The following is a 17,332-nucleotide window of genomic DNA, read 5'->3' on the forward strand; positions in this document are numbered from 1 at the left end:
GACCTGAACCGCCCGCCCCCACGCGCTCGATCCCGCCACCGCCGCACCGCCGCCCCGTAACCGGTTCGGCGGGCACGGCGGTTCCTGCGATAGTGGGGCCCAAATCGAAAGATGTATCGAGCAACCTCTGTCGAGCGACCAGGAACCCCGTGGACACGAGCGAGAGCAGCAGCACCGAACCCGCAACCGACCTCCCGGCCGATCCGGCGCCGGCCATGCCCCGGCGTGGCTGGCGCCGCTGGGCCATGGACACCCGGCCCCTGCGCATCCCCGCCTACCGGCGCCTGTGGTCGTCGACCGTCGTCACCGCCGTCGGCAGCCAGCTGACCGCCGTCGCCGTGCCCAAGCAGATCTACGACATCACCCACTCCTCGGCCTGGGTGGGTTACGTGAGCCTCGCCGGTCTGGTGCCCATGGTGGTGTTCGCGCTGTGGGGCGGGGCGGTCGCCGACACGGTGGACCGGCGCAAGCTGCTGCTGGTCACCAACACCGGTATCGCCGTGACCTCGGTGCTGTTCTGGGCGCAGGCCGCCACCGGCCTGGACTCCGTCGTCGTGCTGATGGTGCTGCTCGCCCTGCAGCAGGCGTTCTTCGGCCTGAACTCCCCGGCCCGCAGCGCCTCCATCGCGCGGCTCGTGCCGGCCGAGGAACTGCCCGCGGCCAACGCGCTGGGCTCGACCGTGATGCAGACCGGGCTGGTCGCGGGCCCGCTGCTGGCCGGTGTCCTGATCCCGGTCATCGGGCTGCCCGAGCTGTACCTGATCGACGCGCTGGCCCTGTGCGTCACGGTGTGGGCGGTCTTCCGGCTGCCCGCCCTGCCGCCGCTCGGCGAGGGTCCTGCCCGCCGGGCCGGGGTGCGCGAGATAGCGGCCGGGTTCCGGTACATCGCCGGGCACAAGGTGCTGCTGCTGTCCTTCCTCGCCGACATCGTCGCCATGGTCTTCGGCATGCCTCGCGCCCTGTTCCCGCAGTTGGCCGCCCAGACGTACGCCCCGTGGGGCGAGGGGCTCGCGCTCGGTGTGCTGTTCGCCGGGATCCCGGTCGGCGCGGTGCTCGGCGGGCTGTTCTCCGGTGTCTTCTCCCGGGCGCGGCGGCACGGCTGGATGGTCGTCTGGGCGGTCGTCGGCTGGGGCGCGGCCATCGCCGGGTTCGGGCTGAGCGGCAACCTTTGGCCGGCCGTGGCCTTCCTCGCCGCCGCCGGAGTCGCCGACATGATCTCCATGGTGTTCCGCGGGGCGATCCTGCTCTCCGCCGCGACCGACGAGATGCGCGGCCGGATGCAGGGGGTGTTCACGGTGGTCGTCGCGGGCGGTCCGCGCCTGGCCGACGTGCTGCACGGCACGGCCGGGTCGGTGTTCGGCCCCCGGGCCGCGGTGGCGGGCGGCGGTGCGCTGGTCGTGGTGCTGATGCTGGCCCTGGCCGCCGCGATGCCGGCCCTGCGCCGCTACCGGATCTGACCGCCCGCAGGACGCCTTCCGTGGTGCCTTCCGCGTCCGCTCCGCGGGCCGGAGGGCACCCACGGTCCGGCGCGCGGGCCAGGAGGGCCCCTTACAGCGGGCCGCTGCGCCGGCGGATCGCGTACTGGTCCATCAGCTTGCCGCGGGTCGTCTCCAGCCGGTGGGCGAGGATCTCGGCCACCGTGCGCACCAGCGACAGCCCGAGCAGCGGGTCCTCCACGCTCAGCGCGAGCACCGAGGGCCCGTCGAACTCGTAGGCCCGTACGTTGCTGAAGGCCACCGCGCCGAAGTCCCACTGGTAGGGCGGGAACAGCCAGGACCAGCCCAGCATGTCGCCCGCGCCCAGGGTGGCCACGGTGACCCGCTGCCGTGAGGTGACCTGCTGGTCCAGGTGGACCGCCCCCGACCGGATCACCCAGAATCGGTCGGCGGTGCCGCCCGGCTCGAAGATCCGGGTGTCCTCCGGGAAGGACACCTCCTTGGCGAGCTCCATCAGCCGCTCACGCTGGGCCTGTGGCAGGGCGGTCAGCAGTTTTATCGCTTTGGTCATGGCGCGGGACTCCTCACCGGCAGCGGTTCGGGTGGTTTCCCCAAGCCCATTTCAGCCGCTGCCGCCGTCCCGGGCACCTCGTGGGAATCGGTTTCGCTCCGGCGAAGTGCCCGCAGACAGTAAAAAGCCCTGGCTGGACGGGGGAGGCCAGCCAGGGCCGTACAAAGGTGGAGAGGGAGGACGGTTCCGGTCGACTCCGTCACCACGTATGTATGAACGATAAACCATCTACGAGGAATTCACCCAATCGAGTGCCGGTCAGGTGACCTGTCTCACTCCGGACTCCGCCTCCCGCGCCCCGCCCGGATGGGCTCCGCCCGGATCGACGATCTCGTCCAGCGCCCGCAGCACCGCCTCGAAGGCCAGCGCCCGCACGGCCGCCTCCCGCGCCCCGTCCGGATCGGTCGCCGTCAGACTCCGCGCCCGCTCCTGCCAGGCGCGCTCCTCCTCGGCCGCCCGGTCCCGGCCCCGCCGGATGCGCCGCAACAACTCGTCCGCGTCCACCACATCGGTCATGCGTCCCGGGTACCCGCCACGCGCCCGGTGATGGCAGCGACACCGACGGTGTTTGAAGGCGCCCTGAGGGGTCAGCCGGAAAGCAGAGACACCGGAACCACTGGCACCGTCCAGGGAGGGAAGGATGCGTGAGTCGTACGGGACCAATGCCTCGGCCGGTCTGAGGGAGCCCCGCCGGACACTGCCGTGCCGGCCGGCCGACGCCCGCAGAACCGTCCGGCAGGCGGTCGCCGAACGCCGCGGCGCGCGCGCCGTCCCGTGCGACGACACCGCCCTCGGGGACGCCCTGCTGGTCACCTCGGAACTCGCCACCAACGCGATCCTGCACGGCGGCGGGATCACCGGCTTCGACGTGGACGTCGATCCCGGCGCCGTGAGCGTGACGGTCTGCGACCGCAGCGACGAGGTCCCGGTGGTCCATGATCCCGTGGACGAAGGCGGACGCTCCCGGCTCGGCGGCCGGGGCTGGCCCATCGTGTGCCGGCTGGCCCGGGACGTCAGCGTGGCCGGACTGCCGTGCGGCGGCAAGCGCATCACGGCCGTGGTACCACTGGCCTGAGGCCGGTACCCGAAGTTCCGCATCGCGGCGTTTGCCGGTTTGGCGGGCGGGCAGACGGACTCTCGTGCTTCGGACCGGAGGCGCGCGCCCAGCGGGACAGTGACACCGCCGAGGCCGCCACTTCCGGCGCGCCCGGTGACGTTCCCGCGGCAAACCCTGACAGCACCGTTCGGGCCAGGACCCGGAACCCGAGTTCCGTCTCCGCCCTGAGACAACCGTTCAGGAGCGATTGCGCATGCTGACCGACATGTCGACAAGCCGTCCCGGCACGCCCGACACCGCTTCCGCCGCCCCCGCGCGGCGTACCCACGACGACGCCCCCGACACCATGGCCCTCTTCGCCCGGATGGCCGAGCTCGAGGAGGGCCCCGAGCGGGACGGGCTGCGTGACGAGCTGGTGACCGCGTGGCTGCCCATGGCCCACCGGATCGCGGGCCGCTTCCGCGACCGCGGCGAGTCCGTCGAGGACCTGCGCCAGGTGGCCGCCCTCGGGCTGGTGAAGGCCGTCGACCGGTTCGACCCCTCACGCGGCGCCTTCGAGAGTTACGCCGTGCCTACCATCACCGGCGAGGTCAAGCGGCACTTCCGCGACCGGATGTGGGCCCTGCGGGTGCCGCGCCGGGTGCAGGAGCTGCGCAACCGGGTGCGGGTCGCCCGCCGGGAACTCACGCAGAACCCCGGCACCCCCGAACCCACCACCGCCGACATCGCCGCCCACACCGGCCTCACCGAGGAGGAGGTGGCCGCGGGCATGGAGGCGCTGGAGAGCTTCAGCACCCTCTCGCTCGACGCCGAGCTGTCCTCGGGCGAGGACGGCTACAGCCTGGCCGACACGCTGGGCGCCGCGGACACCTCCTTCGACGTCGTCGTCGACCGCGAGGCGGCCAAGGAGGGACTGCGCCGGCTGCCCGAACGGGAGCGGGCCATCCTCTACATGCGCTACTTCGAGGACATGACCCAGAGCCGCATCGCCGACCAGCTCGGCATCTCCCAGATGCATGTCTCCCGGCTCATCAGCCGCAGCTGTGCCCGCGTGCGGGACGAGGTGCTGGGACAGCGACCGGGTGGCCGAACCACCCGGTGACCTCTTTTCCCTGATCTCCCCGAAACCCACCCGGGAGCCGCCCGGATGTCGAGACCGCCGCTCGCCGCCCCGCGCCACGACACGATGTCCGTCGCGCCCGGAACCACCGACGCGCCGGTCCCGCCGGTCCCGGAAGGCGAGTGACGGGCGCCGTGGACACGAGTGCCCCTTCGGGGCGGGGCGGGTTCACCGGGCGGCCCGGGGGCACGGTCACCGCGACCCGCTGGGCAGCCCGGGCCGGTCTGCTCGCCTGGGGTTTCATCTATGTGCTCGTCGGCCTGCTCGCGCTGCGGGTCGCCGTCGGCGACCGCAAGCAGCAGGCCGACCGCAGCGGCGCCCTCGCCGAACTCGCGGACCACCCGTACGGCTCGGTCCTGCTGTGGGCGCTGGGCATCGGTCTCGTCGGCATGGCGCTGTGGCGGCTGGCCGAGGCCTGCTTCGGCGCGGCCGAACGCGACGGCCACAAGGCGCGCAAGCGCCTGCTCTCCCTCGGGCGCTGCGTCTTCTACGCGGTCCTCGCCTGGTCGGTGCTCTCCTTCGCGGCCGGCACCGGAGGCGGTGGCCGGTCCAGCGACAGCGAGTCCCGGGACGTCACGGCGCGGGTCATGCGGCTGCCCGCCGGACAGTGGCTCGTGGCGGCGGCCGCCGTCACCATCGTCGGCATCGGCGTCTGGCTCGGCGTACAGGCCGTGCGGCGCTCGTACCACGACCAGCTGAAGCTCGGCGAGATGTCCCCGCGCGTGCGGCGGCTGGTCGACGTGGCCGGCGTCGGCGGCGGGGTCGCCCGCGCGCTGGTGTTCGTCGCCGCGGGCGCCTTCGCGTTCCGCGCGGCCCTCGACTTCAGCCCCGAGCGGGCCAAGGGAATGGACGACACCCTCAGGGCCTTCGCCGCCACCCCGGCCGGCCCCGGGCTGCTGGTGGCGGTCGCGGCGGGACTCGTGCTGTACGGCCTGTTCGCCTTCGCCCTGGCCCGCTGGCGCCGGGTGTGAGGCGCCTACCGCCGGCCTGACAGAGCCGCACCCGGTGCGCCCGGCACACCGTCACCGCTCCCACCTCCGTCACGCCTTCGGCGGCTCCGGCGTCATCCCGAGCGGCCGGGCCAGACCCGAGACCGCATCGTCCAGGCGCTGCAGATGCCGCAGCACCCGGTCGGTCACCCGGCCGTAACGCGGGGTGCGCAGGGAGCCCGGTTCCAGCAGCGACGCGATGCTGGGCCCGGATTCCACGGTCTCGGCGGACCGGGGGTCGCGCACGTGCGCGGCGATCGCCTCGATGTTGTGCACGATTCGCCCGCAGGCGGTCCGCAGCCGGGGGTCCGCCGCGATCGACGGGTGCGTGGGCAGCAACTCGGCCGTCGCCGCCAGCGAACGCCCGTGGTACGCGCACGTCTCCAGCAGCGCCACCACGTACCGGACGGTGTCCCGGCGCGAGCGCAGCGGAGTGATCGGGTGGGTCAGCGGCTGGGTCGCGGCCCGCAGGTCGGCCAGCGCCTGGTCCAGCTCCCGCGCCCGGTCCACCAGATCCGCCGACACGCCCCCGCTGAGCTGGTCCACGGCGGCCCGGGTGACGTCCGCCAGCTTGTCGAGGACGGCGACCAGGAGGTCGTCGGTGCGCCGGTGCGTGTGGATCGGCAGCACCACCGCCGCCGCGATCACCCCGCAGGCCGCGCCCAGCGCGGTCTCCTCCACCCGCAGCACCAGCACCGACATGCTGTAGGTGCTCAACAGGGTGTACAGCAGCCCGAGCATCGCGGTGACGAAGAACGACATCAGCGTGTACGACAGCGGCGCCGTGTAGAACATCGCGAAGACGAACAGCAGCACCAGCGCGAACGCCGTCCATGTGTGGTGCCCGACCAGCCCGGCCAGCAGGATGCCCGCGACCACGCCGAGGACCGTGCCGAGCAGTCGCCGGTAGCCCTTGACCAGGATCTCCCCGGTGGACGTGGTGTTGATGAAAACGATCCAGCAGGTCAGCACCGCCCAGTACCAGCGCTGGGCGGACAGCAGCTCACCGCCCGCGATGGCGAGCGCCGAGCCGACGGCCACCTGGACCGCGGCCCGCGTGGTGGGCCGGTCGAGACCGCGCGCCTCCGGCTCGCCGGGCTCGTCCCCCTCGGCCTCGCCGCTCTCGATGGCGGCGTCCTCGGCGTCCAGCTCCTCGCGGGAGCGGGCCGTGGCCGGGGTGTCGTCGGACTCGTCCTGCGACCCCTCCAGCGCTGCCCGCAGGCCCAGCACGGCACGAGCCGCCTCACCGATGCCCCGGAAGACGTCCTGCACGGCCGGGGAGGCCATGGGCAGGTTCTCCTCGTCGCGGTAGCCGAGCAGCCGGTTGCGCAGGTGGGCCAGCGCGGTCCCCGAGGCCTCCCCGGCCGGGCGCAGCACCAGCAGGCGCAGCGCCTCCAGGTCCCGGCGCAGCACGGCCGTGGCCTCCTCCCGCACCGGCAGCGCGACGCCCGAGGGGAGGCCGGCGCCCGGCAGGTGGAGGGTGAGGGTGTCGGTCCGTTCGGCGCTGCGCGCGGTGAGCAGCAGCAGCCCGAGCCGCTCGGCGGAGATCTCGGCGTCCGCGATACGGCGCTGGAGCAGCCGGGCCGTCGCCTCGTCGGAGGTGCCGTCCGCCAGCCGGCCCTGGATCAGCAGCGCCGTCTCGTGCAGCCGGGCGGTGCCGGTGCGCAGGTCGTCCAGCACCTTCTCGACGTCGTCGGGACCGGCGTCGAGCAGCTCGACCTGGGTGGCGATCAGCTGCCCGAGGCGGGCGCGGAAGGCCCGGCGCAGCCGGTCGAGGATGCCCGCCGGGGTCTGCGGCAGCAGCACGAACCGGGCGGTGGCGCTGCACAGGAAGGCCACCGTCAGCACGCCGTACAGGGCGGGCAGCACGGGCGGAGTCGCCTGAACGAACAGGGAGAGGAAGTAGACCTGGAAGCCGATCAGGCCCAGGGCCGTGCCGCGGTCGCCGAACCGGCGGCCGTAGACGGCGCAGAAGATCAGGACGACGAAGAACAGGTCGCCCGCCACCACCTGCCGGCTCAGCAGCGCGGCCAGCGTCACCGAGGCGAACGCCACGGGCAGGCCCAGCGCCAGGGTGACGGCCTGCTGGGCGGGCTGCTTCTCCCGGACGGCGAAGGTCGCGGCCATCGCCGCGATGGCTCCGGCGACCAGCTGCGGCACCGGGACCCGCAGCAGGCCGAGCACGGCGAGGGTGAGCGCGATGGCTGCCACCGTGCGCAGGCCCGCCGTGAGCCTGAGCAGGCCGGGATCGAACGCGGCCAGCCGGTCCCACGTCCGCGACCACGCCGACCGCACCGCTTCCTTCACACCGCCGCGCTCTCTCCCGTACCTGTACCGGTGGGTGGTCCCGGGGCCACCCGGCTCACCTCAGGGGCTGTCGAGAGCCGGCCGGCCCTCCACCAGCGCCCTGACCTGTTCCTGGGTCAGGTAGGAGTCGGTGTACTCGAAGTCCTTCAGCCGGGCGGCCTTGCGCGCCTGGAACCCGGTGCGCACGAAGTCGTCGCCGGCCACCGCGTTCAGCAGCCAGTTGGTCGCGACACGGGTCTTGGCGACGCCGGTGCGCAGCGCCGACCAGTGGTAGCCGCGGGCCACCACCTGGGCCGGCAGACCCCGCAGCTCGATACCCAGCGGCTTGGACACGGCGTCCTTGCCGCCGAGGTCGACGACGAGCCCCAAATCCTTGTGCTCGTACGGCTTGAGGGGCTGGTTGCGCAGAGCGGCGATGACGTTGTCGGCCACCACCTTGCCCTGGCGCATGGCGTGCTGGGCGGTGGGCGGGCAGACCGCGCCCTCCTGGCCCTTGGCCAGGTCGGGCACGGCCGCCGAGTCACCGAGCGCGAAGACACCGTCATGGCCGGGGAGGGTCATCTCCGCGTCGACCGCGAGCCTCCCGCGGACGGTCTGCGCGCCGAGCGTGGCGATCAGCGGGCTGGCGACCACGCCGGCCGTCCAGATCAGCGTGTGGGTCGGCACCACCCGGCCGTCGGTGAAGGTGACCTCCTCCGGGCCCGCCTTGTCGATCGACACGCCCAGCGACACCTCGATGCCGCGCCGCGCCAGGATCTCCTGCGCGCTGCGGCCGAGCTTGTCGCCCAGCTCCGGCATGAGCTTGGGGGCGATGTCGATGAGGTGCCAGCGGATCAGCTTCGGGTCGAGGCGCGGGTAGCGCTTGACGGCCGCGTGCGTGACGCGTTGCAGACAGGCCGCGGTCTCGGTGCCCGCGTAGCCGCCGCCGACCACCACGAACTGCAGGCGCGCGGCGCGTTCGGCCGGGTCGTCGCTGGCGTCCGCGAGGTCGAGCTGCGAGATGACGTGGTCGCGGACGTAGGCGGCCTCCGCGAGCGTCTTCATCCCGAAGGCGTGCTCGGTGAGCCCCGGGATGTCGAAGGTGCGGGTCACGCTGCCCGGTGCGAGCACGATGTAGTCGTACCGCTCGTTGACGATCTTGTCGGTGATCGTGCGCACCACGCAGACCTTGGACTTCAGGTCCACGCCGATCGCGCCGCCCGGGATGATCCGGGTGCGGTACTTCCGGCTGCGGCGCAGCGAGAGGGCGATCGACTGCGGCGTCAGCACGCCGGAGGCGACCTGGGGGAGCAGTGGGAGGTAGAGCTGGTAGGCGAACGGCGTCACCAGGGTGACGTCGGCCTCGTCGGGGGAGAGTTTCCGCTCCAGACGGCGGACGCACTCCACTCCGGCGAAGCCGGCGCCCACCACCAGGATCCTGGGTCGTGTCACGGTGTCCATCCCTTTCTGCGGCTCCAGGCGGTTCGACCGGACGCCGTTCGTATGCCCTGGATCGCTGCGACCAACATCGATCCCACCGTGCCCCGGGCCGTCCCGCCAGCCGGGTGCGACAGGCAGACGAACGCGTGGGCACGAGCATGCCCCTGCAGAGCCCGGAGTAACCGGATCTCGTACACCTACACGTCGTACGCCCGGGCGAAGGCCGCGCGGCCCCCGCTCACCAGGGCAGGAACACGTGGATGTCCTTGCCGCGGTCGTCCACCACGACGCTCACCTGCGTGCAGAGCGTGTGCACCAGGTGCCAGCCGATGCCGCCGCCGCCCGTGCTCGGGTGGAACGGCCGCGGCGCGGGCTCGGTCGTGCTGGAGTCGCGCATCGTCACGTGCACCCCGTCGAAGGTGCGGCGCATGCGCAGATCGAAGGGACCGGGCGCGTACTGGATCGCGTTGGCGGCCAGCTCGGTGACCACCAGCAGGATGTCGTCCCAGTACTCGGGTGTGCCGGGCGGCGCGTCGCGGGCGAGGGCACACAGGAACTGCTCCGCGGCGAGCCGCGCGCCCGTGACGTTGCGCAGCTCGCCGGGGAAGGAGAAGGACCGCTCGTGCCTCTCCTCCGACGGGGGTGTCTCGTCCCAACGCGGCTCCGTCGCCATCTCGCATTCCCCGGCCCCGCCGGAGGGCCTGCGGCCACTTCCGACCAGGGCGGTCGTCGTTACTCGATCAGTGCACTGCTGCGGGTTCCCCAGGCGGTGCCGGGTTATCCGTGCCTTCCGGTCACGGTGGTCACCGAACCCCCGCCGGGCGCGTCCTGGTCGCTCAGCGTGCGCGTGCGCGCACCGAGGACACGCGCTCAGCGGAAGACGTTGTCCGCCTCGTCCCAGTCGGCCGGCTCCTCCGGGCCCGGGCGGCGTACCGTCCGGGGCCGCGCCTCGTACATCGCGTCGATCTCGGCGGCGTAGTGGCGCGCTATGGCGTCCCGGCGCAGCTTCATGGACGGTGTCAGCAACCCGTTGTCCGGGGCGAACGGCTCCTGCAGGACGCGGTACACCCGGATCGACTCGGCCCGGGACACCGCGCTGTTCGCCGAGGCGACGGCGCGCGCCAGCTCCTCCCTGAGGGCGTTCTCCTCGCGCGCCTCCCGGCCCGCCGACTCGCGCGGCAGGGCCAGCGCGGTCCGCCAGTGGGCGAGGAAGTCCGGGTCCAGGGTGATCAGGGCGCCGACACAGGGCCGGTCGTCGCCGACGACCACCGCCTGGTGCACCAGCGGATGCATGCGCAGCCGCTGCTCCAGCGCGGCCGGGGCCACGCTCTTGCCGCTGCTGGTGACGATGACGTCTTTCTTGCGCCCGGTGATCGTCAGATAGCCCTCGGAGTCCAGCCGCCCGATGTCCCCGGTGGCCAGCCAGCCGCCGCGCAGCGCGGCCCGCGTGCGTGGCTCGTCGCCGATGTAGCCCTGGAACACCGACGGGCCGCGCACCAGGATCTCCCCGTCGTCGGCGACCTGGACCTCGGTGCCCGGCAGCGGCAGGCCCACCGTCCCGGACTTCTCCCGCCCGAGCGGCTGCATGGTGATCCCGCCCGAGGTCTCGGTCAGCCCGTAACCGTCGTGGATGTACAGCCCGATGCCCTCGTAGAACAGGGACAGTTCCCGGTTGAGGGACGAGCCGCCCGAGGTGCCCCGCAGGGCGCGGCCGCCGAGCGCGCCCCGCAGCCTGCGGTACACCGTCCGCTCGTACAGGGCGTGCTGCACCCGCAGTTCGAACCCGGGGCCCGGGCCGAGGCCGAGCCGCCGGCGCTCCTCCGCCTCGGCGAAGTCCCGCGCGGTCTGCGCCGCCCGCTCGAACAGGGCGCCCCGGCCCGACTGCTGCGCGATCCGCAGGAACGTCTTGTACAGCTTCTCGAACACCGACGGCACGCCGTACAGATAGGTCGGCCGGAAGGTGGCCAGCGCGGAGGCGAGGGCCGCCTCGCTCATCTCCGGCTCGTGCGCCATCAGGATCCCGCCGCGCAGGCACATCAGCTGGATCATGAGCCCGTACACATGGGAGAACGGCAGGAAGGCCAGGACGGACGGCTGTTCGCCGGGCGGGGCCGCGGTGTGCCGCCAGCCGGCGAGCAGCACGTCGCACGGGTAGGCAAGGCCCCGGTGGCTCAGCGCGCAGCCCAGTGGGCGCCCCGAGGTGCCCGAGGTGTAGGCGATCACCGCCGTGGAGTCCGGCATCACGATCCGGCGCAGCGAGTCCACCGTGGTCTGCGGGACGACCGCGCCCTGCTCGGCCAGCCGGGTCAGCGCGTCCGAGTCCAGCTGCCAGACGTGCTTCAGCCGGGGCAGCCCGGCGCACACCGTGCCGACCGTCATGACGCCCTGCTCGTCCTCCACCACGACGGCCACGCACCCCGCGTCCCGCAGGATCCACTCGACCTGCTCCCGCGCGGACGTCGGGTGGATCGGCACGACCTCCGCGCCGACGGTCCACAGCGCGTGCGCGAACACCGTCCACTCGTAACGGGTCCTGGCCATCAGGGCGACCCGGTGACCGGGGGAGATCCCCGCCGCGATCAGCCCCTTGGCCAGGTCGACGACTTCGTCCCGCAGCTCCACCGCCGTCACCTCCTGCCAGCCGCTCGCCGCCGGGTCCGCACGGCGGGCGAGGAGGGGGAGAGTGGGGTTCCGCTCCGCGCTCCAGAAGACGGTGTCGGCGAGCCCGCCGGTCAGCGGGGGTAGGGCTGCTGGAGCGAGGGCGACGTCGCGCATGCGCTGCTCCCGTGGTCTACGGAGGGTCACTCCGCCGGTCGGCTCGGTGCCGGCGGTGCTCGAATGTAGCCCAGGGAAGCGGTTTCGGTGCCAGGATCAGGCAAGTCGTGATCGGCTGATGATCTGGGCGTGTCCGGGGGACTCGGCACACATGAGTTACGTCAACCCAGATCCCGATCCCGAGCACACCACCGGTCTCGAGCCCGGAGGCGGTGTCCCGCCCGGCGAGACCCCGCCGGCCGAGAGCAGCATGCCCGAGGCCGGGCCGCACGAACCCGACATGCGCAGCCGCGGCTGGGCCAAGGCGCCGCTGACACTGATCCTCATCCTCGTCGTCCTGCTCGCCGCCGGCTTCCTGGCCTACGCCCTGGCACTGATCTTCTGACCGCGGCGACCGTCCTCAGCCCTGGGTGTGACGCACGCAGGCCCTGACGACGTCGCGCAGACTGCCGGTCCGGTCCATCAGACGCCGCTGCACCCGGGAGCCGTTGCCCTCCCGCAGCAGCGCCCGCACGCCCTGCTCGGCGCGTTCGGCGTCGCCGCTCGCGGTGAGCGCCTCCGCGCTGTGCTCCAGCAGGGCCCACAGCACCCGCTCGGCGGGCACCGGCCGCATCGTCGCGGGGTGGAGCAGGTTCTCCTCGATGCCGAACCGGGCCGCCTGCCAGTCGGCGAGCCGCAGCAGGCTCACACCGGGGTCCGGCGCCGGCCGCCCCGCCCGCCAGTCCCGCGCCGCCGTCTCCACCAGCGCCCGGCACAGCGTCGCGACCAGCACGGCGGTCTCCGCGTCGAGGCAGACGTCCGCCACCCGGATCTCCACCGTCGGGTAGCGGGCGGACAGCCGGGCGTCGAAGTAGACCATCCCCTCGTCCAGGACGGCACCGGTGGCCACCATGTCCGCCACCTGCCGGTGGTAGCGCTCGGCCGACCCGAACAGCTCGGTCGGCCCGGCCGACGGCCAGCGGTTCCACACCCGGCTGCGATAGCTCGCGTACCCGCTGTCCCGGCCCTGCCAGAAGGGGGAGTTCGCGCTGATCGCGCGGAGCACCCCGAGCCACGGCTGGACCCGGTCGAGGACCCCGATGCCCTCCTCGTCCGAGTCCACCGACACATGGACGTGGCAGCCGCACGCGAGCTGCTCCCACGTCGGTACGCCGTACCGCTCGGCCAGCCACCGGTAGCGCTCGTTCATGCTCAGCGAGGGGCTGACCGCGAGGGGCGAGGTGGCCAGGGCGACGACCGCGCAGCCGATCTCGCCGGCGTGCCGGCCCGCCTCCTTGCGGCAGCGGACGATCTCGTCGCCGAGGGCCTCCATGTCCGACTGCGGATGCGTGGCGAACTCCAGCATCTGCCCGAACAGCTCTTTCTCGAACACGTCCTGCGCCGGATCGTCCTTGGCCGCGCGGGCCAGCACGGGCGCGGCGAGCGCCTTCGGGTCGCCGCTCTCCGGATCGACGAGAAGGAGTTCCTCTTCCACTCCGACGGTGCGCACGCGGTGCCGCCCTTCTTCCATGCCACAAGGGGCAGTCCGGGTCTCTTCACGACCCTGACTGCCCCTGGGGCGGCCTTCGACACCTGCGGACCTCAGCGCAGGGGCGTGAGGAACACCGTCGCCAGCGGTGGCAGCGTGACCCGCAGGGCCCCGTCCGCCGGCTTGAGCGCCCCCGGCGCGCCGACCGCGACACCGCCGCCGCCGTACCGGACGTCGTCCGTGTTCAGCTCCTCCTGCCAGGCGGCCACGTCGTCCGGCACCCACAGCCGGTAGTCCTCGCGGACCACGGGGGAGAAGTTCGACACCGCGAGCAGCGGGGACCCGTCGGCGGCGAAGCGCAGGAACGCGAAGACGTTGTCGTCCGCCGCGTCGCACAGCACCCACCGGAAGCCGCCCGGGTCGGTGTCCCGCTGCCACAGCGCGGGCGTCGCCCGGTACAGGCCGTTCAGGTCCCGCACCAGCCGCTGCACGCCCCGGTGGTCACCCGCGGAGGCGTAGTCGTCGTCCAGCAGCCACCACTCGGGCCCGTGGTCCGCGGACCACTCGGCGCCCTGGGCGAACTCCTGTCCCATGAACAGCAGTTGCTTGCCGGGGTGGGCCCACATGAAGCCCAGGTACGCCCGGTGGTTCGCGCGCCGCTGCCACCAGTCGCCCGGCATCTTCGACACCAGGGCCTGCTTGCCGTGCACGACCTCGTCGTGGGAGATCGGCAGCACGAAGTTCTCGCTGTACGCGTACACCATCGAGAAGGTCATCTCGTGGTGGTGGTACTTGCGGTGCACCGGCTCCTTCTGGACGTACTCCAGCGAGTCGTGCATCCAGCCCATGTTCCACTTCAGGCCGAACCCGAGCCCGCCGCTGTCCGTCGGCCGGGTCACCCCGTCCCAGGCGGTGGACTCCTCCGCGATCGTCACCACCCCGGGGCAGCGCCGGTAGACGGTGGCGTTCATCTCCTGCAGGAAGGCGACGGCGTCCAGGTCCTCCCGCCCGCCGAAGACGTTGGGCACCCACTGCCCGGAGTCCCGCGAGTAGTCGAGGTAGAGCATGGAGGCGACGGCGTCCACCCGCAGCCCGTCGATGTGGAACTCCTCGCACCAGTACACGGCGTTGGCGACGAGGAAGTTGCGCACCTCGATCCGCCCGTAGTCGAACTCGTACGTCCCCCAGTCCGGATGCTCGGCCCGCCGGGAGTCGCCGGGCTCGTACAGCGGTTCCCCGTCGAAGCGGCCCAGCGCCCAGTCGTCCTTGGGGAAGTGGGCCGGCACCCAGTCCATGATCACGCCGATCCCGGCCCGGTGACAGGCGTCGACGAAGTACCGGAAGTCGTCGGGGGTGCCGAGCCGGGCCGTCGGCGCGTAGAACCCGGTGACCTGGTAGCCCCAGGAGCCGCCGAAGGGGTGCTCGGCGACCGGCATCAGCTCCACGTGCGTGAAGCCCATCTCCGTCACGTACGCGGGCAGTTCCTCCGCCAGCTCGCGGTAGGTCAGGCCACCTCGCCAGGAGGGCAGATGGACCTCGTACACCGACAGCGGCGCCTGGTGCACGGGCGTGTCGCCGCGGTGCGCCATCCACTCCGCGTCGTTCCACTCGTACCGCGAGGCCGTGACCACGGAGGCGGTCGCGGGCGGCAGCTCCGTGCGGCGGGCCATCGGGTCGGCCTTCAGGAACCGGCCGCCGTGGCGGGAGGTGATCTCGAACTTGTACCGGGCGTCCTCGCCGATGCCGGGCAGGAACAGTTCCCACACCCCGGACGCGCCGAGCGACCGCATCGGGTACTGGGTGCCGTCCCAGTACGTGAAGTCGCCCGCGACCCGCACCCCCAGCGCGTTAGGCGCCCACACGGTGAAGCGGGTCCCGGCCACACCCTGGTGCGTCATGGGCTCGGCGCCGAGCGCCCGCCACAGCTCCTCGTGCCGCCCCTCGCGGATCAGGTGCAGGTCGAGATCGCCGAGCGCGGGCAGGAACCGGTAGGGGTCCTCCACCTCCTGCTCGCCGCCGTCGTAGGACACCCGCAGCGTGTACGCGGGAATCGTCTCGTACGGCAGCACGGCGGCGAAGACACCGCCGCCCTCCGACGCCAGCTCGCCGCACACCCCGTCGACCACGACGGCCACCGCACGGGCGTTCGGGCGCAGCGCACGGAACAGCGTGCCGCCCGGCACGGGGTGGGCGCCCAGCAGGGCGTGCGGATCGTGGTGAGCGCCGCCGAGCAGGCGGTCGCGGTCGGCGGCGTCGAGCGGAACCGCCACCGGCGGGACCGGTCCGGCGGCCTCGGGACGTGAAGTGTCGCGCAATGCCATGACGTCAGCCTCCCCACACGGCGAGCCGCTCGATCGCGGCCATCGGAACCGGCAACCAGTCGGGCCGGTGTCTCGCTTCGTACAGCACCTCGTACACCGCCCTGTCCGTCTCGTGCGCGCGCAGCAGCGCGTGCTTCTTGCGTGGATCCCACCCGGCGCGGGCCGCGTAGCCCGCGCAGAACGCCTCCCGGCAGCGGCGCGCCCATTCGGGTCGCCAGGGGCGGCGCTGCCGGGCCGCGTAGTCGAAGGAGCGCAGCATCCCGGCCACGTCACGCACCGGGGACTGCGGTGCCCGCCGCTCGTCGAGCGGCCGGGACGGCTCTCCCTCGAAGTCGATCACGAACCAGTCGCGGCCGGCCCGCAGTACCTGCCCGAGGTGCAGGTCGCCGTGGATGCGCTGGGCCGGCGGACCGGTGTCGCACGTGGCCAGCGCGCCGAACGCGGCCCGCAGGCCCGGGACGAAGGGCCGCAGCGCCGGCACGGCGTGCGCGGCGGCGTCCAGCCGGGCGCGCATCGCCTCCGCCGTACGCCCGTTCTCGCCCGGACCGGCCGGCGGGAAGGCCTCGGCCAGCGCGAGGTGCACCTCGGCCATGGCCCGACCCAGTTCCCGGGCCTCTGCGGTGAAGTCGTCGCCGGTGCCGAGCGCCCGCAGGGCGAGCGTCCAGCCGTCGGTGGCGTCGGGCAGGAACGGCTGCAGCACGCCCAGGGTGGCCGGCCGCGGAGCGGTCGTGCTGAACCAGGCGACCGGCGCGGGCACCCGCGCGCAGCCCTGCGCGGCCAGCGCCCCCGGCACTTCCAGGTCGGGGTTGACGCCCGGCTGGATGCGGCGGAACACCTTCAGGATGCAGGCGTCGCCGTACACGATCGACGTGTTGGACTGCTCGGCGTCCAGCAGCCGCGGCGGCAGCGCGCCGGGCAGCTCGGCGCCCGGGTCCGACTCGAAGCGCAGGGGTCCGGTGCTGCCGGGCCGGCGCAGCCGCTCCAGCAGCAGGTGCGCCGAGCGCGGGTCGTGCAGGGCGTCGTACACCGCGAGACCGGCCAGCGGGCCCTCCTCGGCGCGGCCGATGTACGCCCGCTCGAGCCGCGGGGCCAGCCGCTCGCGCACCCCGAGCAGCAACTGGTAGCAGTCGCCGGGCGGGGGTGTGCCGCCGGGCGTGGGCACCGGCGCGTGCGAGGCGTGGACCAGCAGGTGCAGACAGCCCGGGAACAGCTCGGTCACGGACAGCACCGACAGATCGGTGACGGGCCGGTCCTTGCCGGCGAACCAGCGTTGCTTGGGCAGCCAGTCGTGCAGCAGCCCGCCCAGCGAGGCCAGCGGCCGGTCGACGCCGGCCGCGGTTCTCGGCCGGACGGTGATGGTCTTCGGCATGGTGACGCGTCCTTTCCTCGGCGCCGTGCGGTCAGCGGCGGCGGCCGATGCGGGATGCGACTCGGGTGAGCCGGAACCAGTAGAAGCCGTGGCCCGCGAGGGTCAGCAGGTAGGGCAGTTCACCGATGGCGGGGAAGCGCACCCCGCCGATCAGCTCGACGGGGTGCCGTCCGTCGTAGGTCCGCAGATCGAGCTCGGTGGGCTGCGCGAACCGCGAGAAGTTGTGCACGCACAGCACCAGGTCGTCGCCGTACTCGCGCAGGAAGGCGATCACCGCCGGGTTGGACGACTGGAGTTCGGTGAACGAGCCGAGTCCGAAGGCGGGGTTCTGCTTGCGGATCTCGATCATGCGGCGGGTCCAGTGCAGGAGGCTGGACGGGGAGGACATGGAGGCTTCCACGTTGGTGACCTGGTAGCCGTAGACCGGGTCCATGATCGTGGGCAGGAAGAGGCGTCCGGGGTCGCTGGAGGAGAAGCCGGCGTTGCGGTCGGGGGTCCAC

General features: G+C 73.0%; 15 protein-coding genes. 5 read left to right on the top strand and 10 right to left on the bottom strand.

Annotated elements, in window-relative coordinates:
• Positions 1 to 149: 149 nt before the first annotated feature.
• Positions 150 to 1,457, top strand: coding sequence for an MFS transporter (locus V7E45_RS29285; RefSeq protein WP_333777207.1), 1,308 nt, complete (start codon positions 150 to 152; stop codon positions 1,455 to 1,457).
• 91 nt (positions 1,458 to 1,548) lie between these two features.
• On the opposite strand, the gene V7E45_RS29290 is transcribed toward V7E45_RS29285, so the two are convergent.
• Positions 1,549 to 2,007, bottom strand: a complete 459-nt coding sequence (locus tag V7E45_RS29290; protein ID WP_333777208.1) for a cyclic nucleotide-binding domain-containing protein — start codon at positions 2,005 to 2,007, stop codon at positions 1,549 to 1,551.
• Positions 2,008 to 2,265: 258 nt separating this feature from the next.
• Positions 2,266 to 2,523 (bottom strand): hypothetical protein, encoded by a 258-nt coding sequence (locus V7E45_RS29295; protein WP_333777209.1) that lies wholly within the window; start codon positions 2,521 to 2,523, stop codon positions 2,266 to 2,268.
• Between the two features lie 124 nt (positions 2,524 to 2,647).
• Here V7E45_RS29295 and V7E45_RS29300 point away from each other — a divergent pair, with 124 nt between their 5' ends.
• The 3 genes from V7E45_RS29300 (at position 2,648) to V7E45_RS29310 (ending at position 5,155) form a co-directional block, all read left to right on the top strand.
• Entirely contained in the window at positions 2,648 to 3,082 is a 435-nt protein-coding gene (locus tag V7E45_RS29300) for an ATP-binding protein (protein WP_333777210.1), read from the top strand.
• A 235-nt stretch (positions 3,083 to 3,317) separates the two neighbouring features.
• A complete protein-coding gene (locus V7E45_RS29305; protein WP_333777211.1) occupies positions 3,318 to 4,166 on the top strand; it encodes a SigB/SigF/SigG family RNA polymerase sigma factor in 849 nt (282 codons plus the stop codon).
• A 152-nt stretch (positions 4,167 to 4,318) separates the two neighbouring features.
• Positions 4,319 to 5,155 (top strand): DUF1206 domain-containing protein, encoded by an 837-nt coding sequence (locus tag V7E45_RS29310; protein WP_443056279.1) that lies wholly within the window; start codon positions 4,319 to 4,321, stop codon positions 5,153 to 5,155.
• A gap of 69 nt (positions 5,156 to 5,224) precedes the next feature.
• On the opposite strand, the gene V7E45_RS29315 is transcribed toward V7E45_RS29310, so the two are convergent.
• The 4 genes from V7E45_RS29315 to V7E45_RS29330 all read right to left on the bottom strand — a co-directional run bounded on the left by V7E45_RS29315 (position 5,225) and on the right by V7E45_RS29330 (position 11,674).
• Positions 5,225 to 7,480 carry an FUSC family protein gene (locus tag V7E45_RS29315; RefSeq protein ID WP_333777212.1) on the bottom strand — a complete coding sequence of 752 codons (2,256 nt, stop codon included), beginning with the start codon at positions 7,478 to 7,480 and terminating at the stop codon, positions 5,225 to 5,227.
• A gap of 60 nt (positions 7,481 to 7,540) precedes the next feature.
• Complete coding sequence (locus V7E45_RS29320) at positions 7,541 to 8,920, bottom strand: NAD(P)/FAD-dependent oxidoreductase (RefSeq protein ID WP_333777213.1); 1,380 nt, start codon at positions 8,918 to 8,920, stop codon at positions 7,541 to 7,543.
• Positions 8,921 to 9,137: 217 nt separating this feature from the next.
• Positions 9,138 to 9,572, bottom strand: a complete 435-nt coding sequence (locus V7E45_RS29325) for an ATP-binding protein (RefSeq protein ID WP_333777214.1) — start codon at positions 9,570 to 9,572, stop codon at positions 9,138 to 9,140.
• A 197-nt stretch (positions 9,573 to 9,769) separates the two neighbouring features.
• Positions 9,770 to 11,674 (bottom strand): AMP-dependent synthetase/ligase, encoded by a 1,905-nt coding sequence (locus V7E45_RS29330; protein WP_333777215.1) that lies wholly within the window; start codon positions 11,672 to 11,674, stop codon positions 9,770 to 9,772.
• Between the two features lie 151 nt (positions 11,675 to 11,825).
• Here V7E45_RS29330 and V7E45_RS29335 point away from each other — a divergent pair, with 151 nt between their 5' ends.
• A complete protein-coding gene (locus V7E45_RS29335) occupies positions 11,826 to 12,059 on the top strand; it encodes a DUF6480 family protein (RefSeq protein ID WP_333777216.1) in 234 nt (77 codons plus the stop codon).
• A 15-nt stretch (positions 12,060 to 12,074) separates the two neighbouring features.
• On the opposite strand, the gene V7E45_RS29340 is transcribed toward V7E45_RS29335, so the two are convergent.
• The 4 genes from V7E45_RS29340 to V7E45_RS29355 all read right to left on the bottom strand — a co-directional run.
• A complete protein-coding gene (locus tag V7E45_RS29340; protein ID WP_333777217.1) occupies positions 12,075 to 13,163 on the bottom strand; it encodes a glutamate--cysteine ligase 2 in 1,089 nt (362 codons plus the stop codon).
• A 92-nt stretch (positions 13,164 to 13,255) separates the two neighbouring features.
• Complete coding sequence (glgB, locus tag V7E45_RS29345; protein ID WP_333777218.1) at positions 13,256 to 15,463, bottom strand: 1,4-alpha-glucan branching enzyme; 2,208 nt, start codon at positions 15,461 to 15,463, stop codon at positions 13,256 to 13,258.
• 4 nt (positions 15,464 to 15,467) lie between these two features.
• Positions 15,468 to 16,832 carry a maltokinase N-terminal cap-like domain-containing protein gene (locus V7E45_RS29350; protein WP_333777219.1) on the bottom strand — a complete coding sequence of 455 codons (1,365 nt, stop codon included), beginning with the start codon at positions 16,830 to 16,832 and terminating at the stop codon, positions 15,468 to 15,470.
• Positions 16,833 to 16,863: 31 nt separating this feature from the next.
• The coding region (locus V7E45_RS29355; RefSeq protein ID WP_333777220.1) for an alpha-glucosidase C-terminal domain-containing protein at positions 16,864 to 17,332 on the bottom strand (469 nt) is incomplete at its 5' end.

It is taken from the genome of Streptomyces sp. IBSBF 3136, from assembly GCF_036815105.1.
Lineage (GTDB): Bacteria > Actinomycetota > Actinomycetes > Streptomycetales > Streptomycetaceae > Streptomyces.